Raw genomic sequence first — 14,701 nt, forward strand, 5'->3', positions numbered from 1 at the left:
TCCTCAAGCGGGGTTGCGGCGCACGCGATACTGCGCAAACAGCGTTGCCACCAACATGGACAACAGCGAAGTCGCCACGATGACGTCGGCGATGTAATTGGGCACGGCGATGGCGCGGCTCATGCTGTCGGCGCCCACCAGCATGCCGGCGACGAACACGCTGGCCGCGATCACGCCCAACGGGTGCAGGCCGGCCAGCATGGCGACCACGACGCCGGTGTAGCCATAGCCCGGCGACATATCCAGCGTGACGTAGCTGGTGCGGCCGGCCACTTCGATGGCACCGGCCAGGCCCGCGAGCGCGCCGGACAGCATCGCGGTGCAGAGCATTACGCGGCTCACCGGCAGGCCCAGAAAACGGGCGGCATGGGCGTTGGAGCCCACGGCGCGCATCTGAAATCCGAACACGGTGTAGCGATTGATCAGCCACAGCGCGATCGCGAGACCCGCGGCCCACAGCAGGCCGGTATGCGCGCGGGTGCGCTCGATCAGCTTGCCGAGTTCGAGATCGCTGTTGAGCGCCACCGACTGCGGCCAGCCCATCGCCATCGGATCCTTCATGGGCCCGTCGAGCATCATCGACACGAACAGCAGCACGATGAAGTTGCCCAGCAGCGTGGTGACCACTTCGTCGACGCCCAGGCGCGACTTGAGGATGGCGGGGATCAGCAGCAGCACGGCGCCGGCCAGCGCGGCCGCGAGCAGCATGCCCGCGAACAGCACGGGCACCGGCAGGTCGAGGCCGACGCCGCCATGCAGGCCGCCGACGGCGACCGCGGCGAGCGCGCCCATGTAGAGCTGGCCCTCGGCGCCGATATTGAACAGCCGCGCACGGAACGCCACCGCACAGGCCAGGCCCGTGAGCATCAGCGGCGTGGCGCGCGTGAGCGTCTCGGAGAAGGCGAAGCGCGAGCCGAACGCGCCGTCGAACAGCAGCGCGTAGGTGCGTCCGACCGGCGCGCCGGCCCAGGCCACCAGCAGCGTGCAGACGAGCAGCGTGAAGGCGATCGCGGCCAGGGGCGCGACCGCGAGCGCGAAGCGGCTGGGTTCGCTACGCCGCTCCAGGATAAAACTCATGTTGAAGCTCCAGTCATGGCCAGCCCGACGGTGGCGGGCGTCCATTGATCCACCGGTTTGTCGGCCACCAGCCGCCCGCCGCACAGGACCGCGATGCGGTCGGCGAGCGCGAAGATCTCTTCGAGGTCTTCGGAGACCAGCAGGATGCCGGCGCCGCGTGCGCGTGCGGCCAGCAGCTGCTCGCGCACGTAGGCGACCGCGCCGATGTCCAGACCCCAGGTGGGCTGGTCCGCGACGATCAGGCGGGGCTCGCGCGTGAGCGCGCGCCCGAGGATCAGTTTTTGCATGTTGCCGCCCGACAGGCTGCGCGTGCGCACCGACAACGAGGCCGCGCGCACGTCGTAGCGCTGCGCCAGATCGCGGGCATAGGCCTGCGCGGCGCCGGCGCGGATGACGCCGAAGCGGGCGAAGCGCGGGTCGTCGAGATCTTCGACGATGGCGTTCTCCCAGAGCGGGCTGTCGCCCAGCACGCCTTCGTGGTGGCGGTCTTCGGGAATGCGGCCGACACCGGCGGCGGTCCAGCCGCCCGGCGTGGCGGGCGCGGGCGCGCTTTCGGGGCCGAGGCGGATCGTGCCATCGGCCGGCTGGCGCAGGCCGGTGAGCACCGACACCAGGGCCTGCTGGCCGTTGCCGGCCACGCCCGCGATGGCGACGATCTCGTGCTGGTGCACGGTGAGGTCGAGGGCATCGAGCTGCGGCACGGCGGCGGCGTTGTCGCGGACCGTGACCTGGGCCAGGCGCAGCACCGGCGTCGCCTGCTCGGTGGCAGGCACGGCCTGCGCGTGCGGCATGACGACCTTGCGGCCGACCATCAGTTCGGCCAGCTCGGCGGCCGAGGTGGACGCGGTGTCGCGTTCCGCCACGAGCTTGCCCTGACGCAGCACGGCCACGCGCTGCGACACGGCCATGACTTCGTCGAGCTTGTGCGAAATGAAGATCACGGCCAGGCCGTCGGCGACGAAACCGCGCAGCGTGTCGAACAGCGCCTGCGATTCCTGCGGCGTGAGCACGGCGGTCGGCTCGTCGAGGATCAGCACGCGCGCGCCGCGATAGAGCGCCTTGAGAATCTCGACGCGCTGCTTTTCGCCGACCGACAGCGCGCCGACGCGGGCGTCGGGATCGACGGCCAGCCCGAAACGCTGACCCAGCGCGACGAGCTTGGCGCGCGCGGTCTTGCGGGCCGACGCCAATTTCCAGAGCGATTCGGTGCCGACCATGACGTTGTCGAGCACCGTCATGTTGTCGGCCAGCGTGAAGTGCTGATGCACCATGCCGATGCCGGCCGCCAGCGCCGCGTCGGGGCGGCCCGGCGGCAGCGGCTGGCCGAAGACATCGATGCGTCCGGCGTCGGCCACGTAATGACCGAACAGGATCGAGACCAGCGTGGACTTGCCGGCGCCGTTCTCGCCCAGCAGGGCCAGCACCTCGCCCGCGCGCAGCGAGAGCGAGATGTCGTCGTTGGCCGTCAGGCTGCCGAAGCGCTTGGTCACCCCCGTAAGGCGGAGGGCGAATGCAGCGTCATTCATTTGGCGGTCGACTTGGGTTCGCTGTCGACGACCTTCACGGTGAAGCTGCCGTCGAGAATGGCCTTCTGCTTGGCTTCGACCTTGGCCATCAGCTCGGCGGGCACCTTGCCGGCGAACGTGCCGAGCGGGGCGAGTTCCGAACCCTTGTACTTCATCATCGAATACTGGCCGTAGTCTTCAGCCTTGAAATCACCGGCCTTGACCTTGGCGAGCGCCTTCTCGATGGTGGGCTCCATGTTCCAGAGCGCCGAGGCGACCACGGTTTCGGGGTACTGCGCCTGCGTGTTGACCACGTTGCCGATGGCGAGCTTGCCGCGTTCCTTGGCGGCATCGGACACGCCGAAGCGCTCGGCGTAGAGCACGTCGGCGCCCTTGTCGATCATGGCGAAGGCGGCTTCCTTGGCCTTCGGGGGATCGAACCACGAGCCGATGAAGGTCACGGTGAAGGTGACGTTGGGATTGGTCTCCTTGGCGCCTTCCATGAAGGCCTGCATCAGGCGGTTCACTTCCGGAATGGGATAGCCACCGACCAGGCCGATCTGGTTCGACTTGCTCAGGCCGCCGGCGATCATGCCGGTCAGGTAGGCGGGTTCCTGGATGTAGTTGTCGAACACCGAAAAATTCGGCTGCGCGGGCTTGCCCGACGAGCCCATCAGGAAGGCGGTCTTGGGGTAGTCCTTGGCGACCTTGCGCGCGGCGGCCTCGACGGCGAAGGCTTCACCGACGATCAGGTTGTTGCCCTGCTCGGCGTACTGGCGCAGCACGCGCTCGTAGTCGGCGTTGGTGACGTTTTCGGAGAAGACGTAATCGATCTCGCCCTTGTCCTTCGCGGCCGTCAGGGCCTTGTGAATGCGCGACACCCACTGTTGCTCGACCGGCACCGTATAGATCGCCGCGACCTTGGTCTTGGCGGGGGCCTGGGCCTGCGCGGTGGCGCCCAGCAGCACGAGGCCGACGGCCATGCCCAGCTTGAGCAGGCCACGGCGCGCCATGCCCGGCGCGCGGGAAAGAGACGAGAGAGTCATCGAAGGATTTCCTATGGGAGAGAGAGAAGCAGGTGGGCCGGATCCGGGCCGGAAAATGGCCGGCGGCTGCCTGCGTTCTTAAAAGCAATATGTATGCCATCGCCACGCCCGGCGGCGGGGCGCGAGCCGTGCTGCATCGGGGGGCGCGGGCACCCGTCCGGGCACCACAAGGGGGAATTGTACGCACCGGCACGGTGCCTTGACCACTGGCGCGGGCCCGACACGCGATCAGGGCTGTTACCGCTCCCGGGCCCCGCGCGGCCTAGAATGCCTCTTGCCCAGAACCCCGGTGTTTTCCCATGCAAGACATCCTGACGCTGCTGCAGGAGTACGGCAGCTGGCTCGTATTCTTCAATGTGCTGGTCGAGCAGGCCGGCCTGCCCGTGCCCGCCTATCCCATGCTGATCGCGGCCGGCGCGGTCGCCGGGGGCGCGGGCGGATGGATCACGGCCTGGCTGGCCGCCGCCCTGGCCTGTCTGCTCGCGGATTCGGCCTGGTACTTCGCCGGCCGCCGTTATGGCGGCCGTCTGCTGGGCCTGGTCTGCAAGCTCTCGCTGTCGCAGGACTCCTGCATCCGCCAGACACAGGGCCTGTATGTGCGCGTGGGGCCGCGGGTGCTGCTGGTGTCGAAGTTTCTGCCCGGCGCCGGCGCGCTGGCCACCGTGATGGCCGGCCTGACGGGCACGCCCTATCGCCGATTCCTGATGTTCGATCTGGCCGGTTCGCTGATCTGGTCGGGATCGGCGCTGCTCGTGGGCGCACTGTTTTCGAGCATCGTCAGCGATATCCTCGACGGCCTGGATCGTTACGGTGCATGGGGCCTGGGCGTGCTGGCCGCCCTGCTGGCGCTCTACCTGATCTGGAAAACGCTGCGCCGCTGGGTGCTGCTGCGCGCGCTGCGCGTGATTCCGCGCCTGTCGGTCGAAGACCTGCTGCAGTGGCGTGCCGACGGGCGTACGCCGGTCATCATCGATGTGCGCCCCGAGGCCAGCGGTGACGCCGTGCCGCGCATCCCGGGCGCGATCTCGCTCGACCTGCGGGCCCCGCTCGACGGCCTGACGCTGGCCGCGGATTCCGCGCCCGCCGACACGCCCGTCGTCGTGTACTGCGCCTGCCCCAACGAGATCTCGGCGGCCCGGCTGGCCGCGCGGCTGCGTGCGGCGGGCTATACGCGCATCTGGGCGCTGCGCGGTGGCTACGATGCCTGGAGCACCCTCACCACTGCTGCGGGCGCCGACGCGGCGGTCGTGGTCAGTGTGGCTGAGCTGCCCGGCGATGACGACACGACCCGCCCTCAAGCGCGTTGACAGCTTGTGGCGGCATAATCCGCGTTTCATCCGCGCATCCGTCGCGGACTTCATAAGGTGGTAGACATGCGTATTCTGGTTCTGGGCGCCGGCGGCACCGGCGGTTACTTCGGCGGTCGTGCGGCTCAAGCGGGCGCCGACGTCACGTTTCTGGTGCGCGACGCGCGCGCGGCGCGCCTGCGTGCCGAAGGCCTGCGCATCCAGAGCCCGCGCGGCGATGCCGTGGTGCCGGTCCAGACCGTGACCGCGAGCGAGCTGCAGCCCGGCTACGACGCGATCATCCTCAGCTGCAAGGCCTACGACCTCCAGAGCGCGGTCGACGCGATCCGCCCCGCCGTGGGCGAGCACACGGCCATCCTGCCCATCATGAACGGCGTACTGCAATACGACGTGCTCGACGGCGAGTTCGGCGCGCATCGCGTGTATGGCGGCCTGTGCCAGATCAACGCCACGCTGGGCAAAGACGGCGAAGTGATCCACATGGGTCAGCACGCCAACCTCGTGTTCGGCGAGCGGGCCGGCGAGCCGCGCAGCGAGCGCGCGCTGGCGCTCGACGCCGTGCTGTCGAAGGCGGATTTCAACTGCCGCCTGAGCAGCGAGATCTACCAGGACATCTGGGAAAAATACGTGTTCCTCACGACGCTGGCCGCCTCCACCTGCCTGATGCGCGGCAGCGTGGGCCAGATCTGCTCGCAGCCCGATGGCGCGGTGTTCCTGCGCGAACTGCTGCGCGAATCGCAGCAGGTGGCGGCGGCGTCCGGCCACCCGGTGCGCCCGGCGGCCGACGAGCAGGCACTGTCGGTCCTGACCGACACCCAGCAGCCCATGACCGCGTCGATGTTCCGCGATCTGCGCCAGGGCCTGCGGGTCGAGGCCGACCACATCGTGGGCGACATGATCCATCGCGCCGGCCTGCTCGGCGTGGCGACGCCGCTGCTGCGCGTGGCCTACGCGCATCTGCAGGTCTACCAGGCACAACGCACTGCCGCCTGAGCGTCGATTCGGCCATTTCATGCAATAGTTTGTCTGTCGCGCGGGGCTAGGCCGGCCCCGCGGCCGGGCATAGCATGGAACTCCTCGGCGCCCTCTTCCCTGCGGCGCCAGCACGAACGGAGTTCCTTCATGAAAGTTGCGGTCATCGGTATCAGCGGACGCGTCGGCAGCCGCCTGGCAGACGAATTGTTGCGTCGTAATCATCAAGTCGTGGGTATTTCGCGCAAGCCGGCCGACCTGCCCGCGCGCTCCGGTCTCGAGCTCGCGACCGGCGACGCCAGCGATCCGGCCGCCCTGGCGGCCCTCATACGCGGCGCCGACGCCGTCATCAGCAGCGGCCGTTTCATTACGCTGGGCGCGGAGCCGGTGCTGGCCGCCGTGCGCCAGGCTGGCGTGCCGCGCCTGCTGGTCGTGGGCGGCGCGGGCAGCCTCGAGATCGCCCCGGGCAAGCGGTTGATCGATTCGCCGGATTTCCCGGCCGAGTACAAGGCCGAGGCCGGCGCCGGCGCCGATTTCCTGCAGGTGCTGCGCGGCGAGTCGGACATCGACTGGACGTTCCTGTCGCCGGGCGCGCACTTCGAGCCGGGCACGCGCACGGGCACGTTCCGCGTGGGCGGCGATCAGCTCCTGGTCGACGCCGAGGGCCACAGCGCGATCTCGATGGAAGACTACGCCATCGCGCTGGTCGACGAGCTCGAACAGCCGCGCCACTCGCGCCAGCGCTTCACCGTGGCGTACTGATCGCCAGCGCGGCAATACCGCATACGGCCGGTGCGTGGCGCCGGCCGATTCTCGGTACACTGGGCTGCCATCCCTCTTGGTGGCGCTCTGTCCGAATGAAGTTCAAATCGCTGATCCTTTCCGTGCTCGCCGCCGCCAGCCTGGCGGCCGCGGCCCCGGGCTTTGCGCAAAGCCCGCAGCAGAACAAGGAAACCGTGCTCGCGTACTTCCGCCTATTGTTCCAGGAGCACAAGGTGGAAGAGGCGATGGCGCGTTATGTCGACCCCCGCTACGTCCATCACAATCCCTATCTCGCCGCAGGCGTCGGGCCGCTGACCGAGTTTCTGGTGCCGTTTTTCGAGCAGCATCCGGAGGCGACCGCCGATATCAAGCGCGTGATCGCCGAGGGTGACCTCGTGGTGGTGCACAACCACTGGAAGCCCACGCCCGAAGAGCGCGGCACCGCGGTCATCGATATCTTCCGCGTGGCAAACGGCAAGATCGTCGAACACTGGGACGTGAGTCAGGACATCCCCGACGTGGCTGCGAATCGCAACGGCGTGTTCTGAGGGGGCGCGATGGATACGACGTTTCCCGACCACATGCGCCCCGTGACGCTCACTTCTCAGGATTCCGACCCGCCTCCGACCGACACCGAGTGATGTATATGCGCCGTATCTATCTTGCTGGATTCGATGTGTTCCGGCCCGACGCCCAATCGTATGGCGAACGCCTGAAGGCCCTGTGTCGGGAGTATGGCTTCGAAGGGCTGTACCCCCTCGACAACACGCTGCCGCAAGGGCTGGAAGGCGCCGCCGCGGCGGCGTGGATCTATCGTCAGAACGTCACGCTCATCCGGCGCGCCGACCTCGTGATGGCCAACCTCAACCCGTTCCGGGGTCACGAGCCGGACTCGGGCACGGTATTCGAAGTGGGGTACGCGGTTGCGCTGGGCAAGCCCGTCTGGGCCTATACATCGCGCGAGGCCACGCTGATCGAACAGGTGAGCGTGCGCCGCGTGGGCGACCAGCATATCGATACCGAGGGCTATACGGTCGAGGACTTCGGCCACTCGCTCAATCTCATGCTGGCGCAGAGCGCACGCGTGGTGGTGGGCGACGCGCGGGCCTGCCTGCGCCGCATCGCGGCCGCCGCCTGAGGCTCCTGCCGGCGCGCCGCGCCGGCAGGTTCATACGAATCGCTCGGATCAGACCGCCAGAGCCTGCCGGGCGTCGGCGCCCTGCTCGGCCCGTGCGCCCAGGTACTCGACGAGCTCGGCGATGGTCAGCGCCACCAGGCCCTGTGCGGCCGCGTAGCGTTCGAGCGCGGCGCCACGCATCATCGTGCCGTCCGGATTCATCAGTTCGCACAGTACGCCGGCCGGGCGCAGACCCGCCAGCACCGCGAGGTCCACCGAGCCTTCGGTATGACCACGGCGCGACAGCACGCCGCCCGGTTGCGCGCGCAACGGAAACACATGGCCAGGGCTCACGATATCCGTCGGCTGCGCGTCGGGCGCGATGGCGGCGCGAATCGTGGTGACGCGGTCGAGCGCAGAGACGCCGGTGCTCACGCCTTCGCGCGCCTCGATCGAGACCGTGAATGCCGTGCTGTAGCGGCTCTGGTTGCGCGTGACCATGGCGGGCAGCTCGAGGGCATCGAGCGTTTCGCCGGGCAGGCAGAGGCAGACGATGCCGCTGCCGTCGCGGATGAGCTGCGCCATCACCGGCACGGTGAGCTTGTCGGCGGCGACGATCAGATCGGCTTCGTTTTCGCGGTCGAAGTCGTCCATGAGAATCACGGGACGGCCGATGCGCAGATGCTGCAGCGCGCGTTCGAGCCGGATGGAAAACGGCTGCGCGTACAGGGGGCTGGGGGTATTACCTTGGGGGTGGGACATTGAAACGCTCTCGCTAAAAGGAAAAGGGCGAAAAACGTTTCAGGGCTACATGACAGCCGACGCAATGGCTCGCGCACGGCAAGCCGCCGTCCGCAAGGGATTCTTGTGCCGGCACATCTTCTCTCATCCGGACTGTGACCGTCGGCTCTGGCATCTGACCAGATCTGCTGACCCCGGCGCGATCCGTGAGAATCGTGCCGGGCGCTCGCGGGCTCGCCGCATTGCGCGGCCTACCGCCGGTGGGGAGTTTCGCCCCGCCCTGAAGACGTACTGCATGACCGCGATGTGTCGCGGCTGGGGCCATTGTACGCCGCTGCCGCGCCGCGGCTGCAATAACCGCGTCGGCGCGAGGGGCGGGGGCGTGCTTACTCGGCGGCGTCCGCCGCGGCCTCGGCCTGCTTTTTCTTTTTCTTTTTCTTGGGCAGGGCCAGCATGGTGTGACGGCACGACGGCGCGCCGCACAGGCACTTGTAGCCTTCCTTGAGGGACTTGGTGATCTTGCCGTCGAGCACCAGCCCGTAGTCGTAGAAGAGCTCCTGGCCGCGCGGGATGTCACGCGTCGCGACGATATAGACGCGCTTGCCGTGCGTGCCCTCCTGCGACTCGCAGTTGGGCTCGCAGGAGTGATTGATCCAGCGGGCATCGTTGCCTTCGTCGCCGCCATCGATCACCTTGCCGGAGCTCAACGAGAAGAAGAACGTGTGGAAAGGATCGTCGGGATTGGTGGGGTGGCGCCGATCGGCCTCCGCCGCGCTGATGCGCTTGCCACCGTACTCGATGATGCGGGTGCCGGCGGGGATCTTGCGGGCGGCGAACACGCCGTTGCCGTGCAGTTTCGAGCGGCGCACGACGTGCCAGGGTTTGATGCTCTCGGTGGTCATGGGCGATGGACTCGAGGGGCGCGCCGCGCATGGGGCGCGTGTGTGGCGCAGGTCGCGATCGCTCGTGGCGACCGCACAAGCGCGCCATTATATCGGCGCGTCCGCGTCACGCGTTGTCATAATCGGCGCCGCAGATAAGCGCCCCTCGATCGCTGCCGTCGCGCTGTCGTTTGCCGCAGCCGGCGCGTTCAGGCCGCCGGTGCGGTGGGCGGCTCGAGCAGCGGCAGGCGGGTTTCCTTCAGACTGCGCAGCACGAAGCAGGATTTGCTGTGGCGGATGCCGGGAATGCGATAGAGCCGCTGGCGCAACAGGCGTTCGTAGTCGCGCGTGTCGCGCACCGCGATGCGGATGTAGTAGTCGTAATCGCCCGACACCAGGAAGGCTTCGAGCACCTCGGGAATGTCGGCGAGCGCGCGGCCGAATTCGTACAGCGTTTCTTCGCTGTGGCTCTCCAGCGTGACATGCACGATGACCGTATCGGTGTAACCGAGCTTGGCCGGATCGAGGTCCACCGTGTAGCCGCGGATCACGCCCGCGCTTTCCATGCGTTTGATGCGGTTCCAGCACGGCGTGGACGAGAGGCCCACGGCCGCGCCGATCTCGTTCAGGCTGGCCCGCGCGTTGTCTTGCAGGGCACGCAAAATGGCGAGGTCGAACTTGTCGAGGTGCATTTTTCTTTGAATCCGCGAATCAAAAGGTCAATTTACTGCGGATCGGGGGATTTCATGGAAAAGAAGATAAAAATTCTTCTAATATCCCCCTAAGATGGTCAACATGAATGATCGTCTGCACAGCCACGCCCTTGCCGCCCTCGACCCCGCCGAGGCCTCTGACTCCCCCGCCACGGCGGTCGAGCGCCCGCTCAATGGCGCCCGCATTCTGCTCGATACCCTGATCGAGCTGGGTGTCGATACCGTATTCGGCTATCCCGGCGGCGCAGTGCTGCCGCTCTACGACGCACTGTATGCCGAGCCGCGGCTGCGGCACGTGCTGGTGCGCCACGAGCAGGCCGCCGTGCACGCCGCCGAGGGCTATGCGCGCACCACCGGCCGGCCCGGCGTGGTGTTCGTCACCTCGGGCCCGGGCATGGCCAACACCACTTCGGGCCTGCTCGACGCCATGTGCGATTCGATCCCGGTGTTGTGCGTGAGCGGTCAGGTGGCCACCGCCGCCATCGGCACCGACGCCTTCCAGGAGTGCGACGCCATCGGGATCTCGCGCTCGGTCACGAAGTGGAATACGCAGATCCGCAGCGTCGACGACGTGGCGACCGTGGTGGGCCGCGCCTTCGGGCTGACGCGCCAGGGCCGTCCGGGGCCCGTGCTGATCGACTTCCCCAAGGATGTGCAGCTCGCCTCCCCTGCCGTGGATCCGCAGGACGAAGCCGGCGCGCTCGCCCGTGGCCAACTGGCGGCGCTGCGGGCGCGGCGTCAGAGCGGCAAGGCCGCCGCCCGCGTGCCGGCCGGGGCCGTGCGCCGCGCGGCCGCGCTGATCGCGCAGGCCCGCCGGCCCGTGTTTTATGGCGGGGGCGGCCTGATCAACTCTGGTCCGGCCGCATGTGCCGCGTTTACCGAACTCGTGCGCGCCACGGGCGCGCCGTGCACGCTCACGCTGATGGGCCTGGGCGCGTTCCCCGCCTCCGACCCGCAGTTCGTCGGCATGCTGGGCATGCACGGCACGCTCGAAGCCAACCTGGCCATGCACAACGCCGATCTGGTGGTCTGCGTGGGCGCGCGCTTCGACGACCGCATCACCGGCAAATTGGCCGAGTTCTGCCCGCATGCGCGCAAGGTGCATCTCGACATCGATCCGGCGTCCATCAACAAGGTGGTGCGCGTGGACGCCGCGCTGGTGGGCGACTGCCTCACGCTGGTGCAGGCGCTGCAGGATGAGCTGCGCGACGTGCCGCTGCCTGCCGAGCGTCTCGCCGACTGGTGGCGCCGCGTGGATGCCTGGCGCGCTCGCGATTGCCTGGCCTACGAGCCCGCTGCCGATGCCATCCTGCCTCAACACCTGATGTCGCGCCTGAACGCCGCGCTGGCCGATCGCGACGCGATCGTGTCCACCGACGTGGGCCAGCATCAGATGTGGGCCGCGCAATACCTGCGTTTCGATGCGCCGGGCCGGTGGCTCACCTCGGGTGGCGCGGGCACGATGGGGTATGGCGTGCCGGCCGCGATCGGCGCGCAGGTCGCGCATCCGGATCGCACCGTGGTGTGCGTGAGCGGCGATGCGTCGGTGCTGATGAACATCCAGGAGCTCTCCACCGCCATGCAGCACGACGTGCCGGTCAAGGTGGTGTTGTGCAACAACGGCTACATGGGCATGGTGCGCCAGTGGCAGGAACTCATCCATGGCGGGCGCTACAGCCATAGCTACAACGCCTCGCTGCCGGATTTCGTTGCGCTCGCCAAGGCCTTCGGCTGGGGCGCGGCGCGCGTCGAGCATCCCGACGAACTCGATGCGGCGCTCGAGGCTTGCCTGGCCTACGACGGCCCGTACTTCCTCGACGTGACCGTCACGGCCCAGGAAAACTGCTTCCCGATGATGCCGGCGGGCATGGGCCATCACCGCATGATGTTGTCGGCCGATAACTGGTACGAAGACGACACCGCGTGAAACGCGCGCGGGCAGCAGCGTGCGGAACGCCGCGTAACTAACGGCGCGTAACTAACGGCGCGCCACGCAGCGGCCACGAGGCGCTGGCGCCCGTGACAGGCTTCGTTCAACGCCACGTCACACCCGCCCGCGCCAGCAGCGTGCGGGCGGTTTCCTTTTCGTAGCCGCGCAGCGCGGCGCGTTGCTCCAGATCGCACGAGGGCGCGGCACGCGCCGCGTCCAGCACGCGCGTCTGCGCACGCGCCTGCGCGGGGCCGAGCGGTCCGTCCTGCGCCACCTGCCACGCCATCATGTCGGCCACCGTCGCGCCGCAGCGCACCGGATCGCGCACCATCCGCGCCGCCTGCGCCAGGAGCAGATCCACTTTGGCATCCTGGCCGAGCTGCATCATGTTGAGCAGCGGCAATGCCGCCGGCCAGGGGAGGCCCAGGTTCGAGACTTCCACTCCCGCGCGTTCGGCCGGGTCCGCGCCTTCGTTCAGCCAGTGGGCATAGAGCTCGTCGGGCAGCCACGGCACGGCCAGCGGCGGCAGGCGGTAGCGCATGGCCTCGACGGACGTGCGCGTGTCCTGCAGCGGCACGCCGGCCTCGCGCAGCGCCAGCGCCGTGGCGCGCCACTGTGCGTAGACGGCATCCCACTCAGGGGCGTTGCCGTCCCGTGCCGCCTCGCGGCGCGCATCGTTCCAGTTGCGCAGCACGCGTTGCAGCGGCTGCGAATCCAGCGCTTCGAAGGGTGCCTGCGCACGCTCGCGCAGTTGGGCGATCAATGCCGGCGAGGCATGCATCGCTGCGGACTCGAGCGCGGCCTGCAGGCCGTTGCGGGGCACCTGTTTGTCCGCCGCGCCCAGCCCGCCCAGCGAGACGTCGGCGCCGTGGTCCAGCAGCAGCGTCACGGCCGGCGGCACGCGCGGCGTCTTGCCGGGTGCGAGCGGGCCCGGGTATTCGCGCAGATGGGCCTGGAGCGGCGTGAGCCACACGGGCCGGGCTCCGTAATACAGCTGGATGTAGGCGGTGTCGGGGCTGACGCCGCGCGCGAACATCAGGTCGACCAGCCAGCGGGTCTCGGCCGAAAGCAGCGCGGCCTGCAGCGCGCTTTCGCCGCGCTTGTTGCGTGCGCCGAGGTCGGCGCCCTGCTCCACCAGGAATTCGATCGTGCCGCGATTGCGCGCGCTGTAGCGCACGCGTTGCATGAGCAGCGTGTTGCCGTCGTTATCACGGCTGTCGATCTCGGCGCCGGCCGCGAGCAGCTGCCGGGCGATGTCGTAGTGCGCGTCGGAGAGTCCCGCGGGGCCGGCGGGCGGCAGCGCGGAGGGCAGCAGCGACGTGCCTTGGAGGGACACCGGCTTCGCACCGGCCGCGAGCAGGTCGCGCACGATGTCGGGGTGGTTCTGACGCACGGCGAGCAGCAGCGGGACACGGCCGTGAGAATCGGGTTCGGCGGGATCCTGACCCCGTTGCAGCTGTCGCTGCACTTCGGCACGGTCGCCCGCCGCGATGGCGGCGTGCAGCACGTGGCGCGGCCGGCAGGCAGCGGCGTCCACGGCTTTCACGTCGAGCGCGCGGGTGATGCGCTCGGCGATATTGGAGGGCACGGTCTGGCCCGCGGCCAGGCGCCGGCTGCAATAGCGGCGGTAGTCTTCGCGCGCCTCGCTGGCGTAGTAGTCGCGCAGCGCCGCGTCGCGCATGCCGCGCGAACGCTGCATGCGGGCATCGGCCCGGTTCAGGTAGGCGGGTTCACGCGCGGGGTCGCGCCGCAGGACTTCGCCTAGCACCGCATCGGCGGCCGCCGCATCGGCCGCCGCCTGCGCGCTGGGTGCCGACGACAGCTGGCTCGCTTCGCCCAGCCAGAAGCCCAGATCGTTGATGCGCGTCAGGGTGGCGGGATCGCGCTGCTGCGGGTCGAGATCGCGCAGGTCGATGGTGGCGGCGAACGCCGAGAGTTCGGCCAGGCGCGGAGCGAAGGCCGCGCGGTCGCGCCGCGGCGTTCTGGCAGCGGCCTCGTGCAGGCGCGCGAAGGTCGCTTCGGCATCGACGGCGGGCACCGCCACGACACGCGTTGCCAGGGAGCCTGCCCCGTACAGACGGGTGCGCGCCGCGGCGAGTGCCTGCCCGCGCGCGGCGTCGTCCCAGGCCGCGGGCACGTACAGCGTCAGGTCGGCCGGCCGCCGTTCCACGCGCGCGGCCGTGCCGTCGGGCGCCACATAGAACGCATATTCCAGGTCCTGGCTCGAGCCGCGCGGCCGGTAGCTGAGCCAGTGGCTGCGATCGGGAAACGGGCCGAGCAGGCCGACATCGAGCGACTCGCCGGCGGCGCCGTGCAGTTGTTCGGGAGGAATGACCAGGGCCTGCGAGCGCGACTGCAGCGTGGCGCTGGCGCCCGGCCCGCGGTAGTTGTAGACATACAGCAGATTGCCGAACCGCGTGACCAGCTCGGCGCCGTCGCGCCCCGCGCTGCCGCTCACGAGCACCTCGGGCGCGCGCATCGGATACGACGAGAGGCGGGCGTGGTTGACCACCTCGCCGATGTCGAAGGCCCGCGCCTGGGGTCCGAGCAGGCCGAGACCGGTGGCGAGCAACATGGCGGCCAGCGCGGTGCGCCAGGCGGCGAGGCGGGTGCGGACGGACGAGGGGCGTGGCAAGGTCATGGGGACGCA

13 protein-coding genes and 1 riboswitch are annotated in these 14,701 nt (G+C 69.0%); of the genes, 6 read left to right on the top strand and 7 right to left on the bottom strand.

Translation table 11 applies throughout. The features are described 5' to 3' along the window. Positions 1 to 3: 3 nt before the first annotated feature. From CEK29_RS23075 to CEK29_RS23085, 3 genes are read right to left on the bottom strand one after another with little or no spacing between them, the layout of a single operon-like run. A complete protein-coding gene (locus CEK29_RS23075) occupies positions 4 to 1,077 on the bottom strand; it encodes an ABC transporter permease (RefSeq protein ID WP_094798116.1) in 1,074 nt (357 codons plus the stop codon). Further along, on the bottom strand, positions 1,074 to 2,603 hold the full coding sequence (locus CEK29_RS23080; protein WP_094859428.1) for an ABC transporter ATP-binding protein: 1,530 nt from the start codon (positions 2,601 to 2,603) through the stop codon (positions 1,074 to 1,076). Before CEK29_RS23080 ends, CEK29_RS23075 begins: the two co-directional genes overlap by 4 nt. After that, a complete protein-coding gene (locus CEK29_RS23085) occupies positions 2,600 to 3,628 on the bottom strand; it encodes a BMP family protein (protein ID WP_094798118.1) in 1,029 nt (342 codons plus the stop codon). The genes CEK29_RS23080 and CEK29_RS23085 overlap by 4 nt, the downstream gene beginning before the upstream one ends. Before the next feature lie 299 nt (positions 3,629 to 3,927). On the opposite strand from CEK29_RS23085, the gene CEK29_RS23090 reads away from it, so the two are divergent. From CEK29_RS23090 to CEK29_RS23110, 5 genes are all read left to right on the top strand, one after another. Next, entirely contained in the window at positions 3,928 to 4,935 is a 1,008-nt protein-coding gene (locus CEK29_RS23090; RefSeq protein WP_094859429.1) for a DedA family protein/thiosulfate sulfurtransferase GlpE, read from the top strand. Positions 4,936 to 5,001: 66 nt separating this feature from the next. Next, the gene (gene panE, locus CEK29_RS23095) at positions 5,002 to 5,928 is read left to right on the top strand and encodes a 2-dehydropantoate 2-reductase (protein WP_094859430.1); all 927 of its coding nucleotides are present in this window, start codon (positions 5,002 to 5,004) and stop codon (positions 5,926 to 5,928) included. Positions 5,929 to 6,057: 129 nt separating this feature from the next. Beyond that, positions 6,058 to 6,669 (top strand): NAD(P)-dependent oxidoreductase, encoded by a 612-nt coding sequence (locus CEK29_RS23100; RefSeq protein ID WP_094859431.1) that lies wholly within the window; start codon positions 6,058 to 6,060, stop codon positions 6,667 to 6,669. A 95-nt stretch (positions 6,670 to 6,764) separates the two neighbouring features. Next, positions 6,765 to 7,217 carry a nuclear transport factor 2 family protein gene (locus tag CEK29_RS23105; protein WP_094859432.1) on the top strand — a complete coding sequence of 151 codons (453 nt, stop codon included), beginning with the start codon at positions 6,765 to 6,767 and terminating at the stop codon, positions 7,215 to 7,217. A gap of 98 nt (positions 7,218 to 7,315) precedes the next feature. Next, complete coding sequence (locus tag CEK29_RS23110; RefSeq protein WP_094798705.1) at positions 7,316 to 7,807, top strand: nucleoside 2-deoxyribosyltransferase; 492 nt, start codon at positions 7,316 to 7,318, stop codon at positions 7,805 to 7,807. 48 nt (positions 7,808 to 7,855) lie between these two features. Here the strand turns inward: CEK29_RS23110 and ribB are convergent, their stop codons facing one another. The 3 genes from ribB to CEK29_RS23125 form a co-directional block, all read right to left on the bottom strand. After that, positions 7,856 to 8,548 (bottom strand): 3,4-dihydroxy-2-butanone-4-phosphate synthase, encoded by a 693-nt coding sequence (gene ribB / locus CEK29_RS23115; protein WP_094859433.1) that lies wholly within the window; start codon positions 8,546 to 8,548, stop codon positions 7,856 to 7,858. A 111-nt stretch (positions 8,549 to 8,659) separates the two neighbouring features. Beyond that, positions 8,660 to 8,819, bottom strand: a riboswitch (FMN riboswitch). Between the two features lie 94 nt (positions 8,820 to 8,913). Then, positions 8,914 to 9,429: an SET domain-containing protein gene (locus CEK29_RS23120; protein ID WP_094798124.1), complete on the bottom strand. Its 516-nt coding sequence runs from the start codon at positions 9,427 to 9,429 to the stop codon at positions 8,914 to 8,916. 188 nt (positions 9,430 to 9,617) lie between these two features. Next, positions 9,618 to 10,100 carry an Lrp/AsnC family transcriptional regulator gene (locus tag CEK29_RS23125; protein ID WP_094798125.1) on the bottom strand — a complete coding sequence of 161 codons (483 nt, stop codon included), beginning with the start codon at positions 10,098 to 10,100 and terminating at the stop codon, positions 9,618 to 9,620. 94 nt (positions 10,101 to 10,194) lie between these two features. On the opposite strand from CEK29_RS23125, the gene ilvB reads away from it, so the two are divergent. Continuing rightward, complete coding sequence (ilvB, locus tag CEK29_RS23130) at positions 10,195 to 12,048, top strand: biosynthetic-type acetolactate synthase large subunit (RefSeq protein WP_094859434.1); 1,854 nt, start codon at positions 10,195 to 10,197, stop codon at positions 12,046 to 12,048. Between the two features lie 106 nt (positions 12,049 to 12,154). Here the strand turns inward: ilvB and CEK29_RS23135 are convergent, their stop codons facing one another. Further along, positions 12,155 to 14,692, bottom strand: a complete 2,538-nt coding sequence (locus CEK29_RS23135; RefSeq protein ID WP_094859435.1) for an ankyrin repeat domain-containing protein — start codon at positions 14,690 to 14,692, stop codon at positions 12,155 to 12,157. Positions 14,693 to 14,701: the final 9 nt, after the last annotated feature.

The organism is Bordetella genomosp. 5, assembly GCF_002261475.1.
Classification (GTDB): domain Bacteria; phylum Pseudomonadota; class Gammaproteobacteria; order Burkholderiales; family Burkholderiaceae_B; genus Bordetella.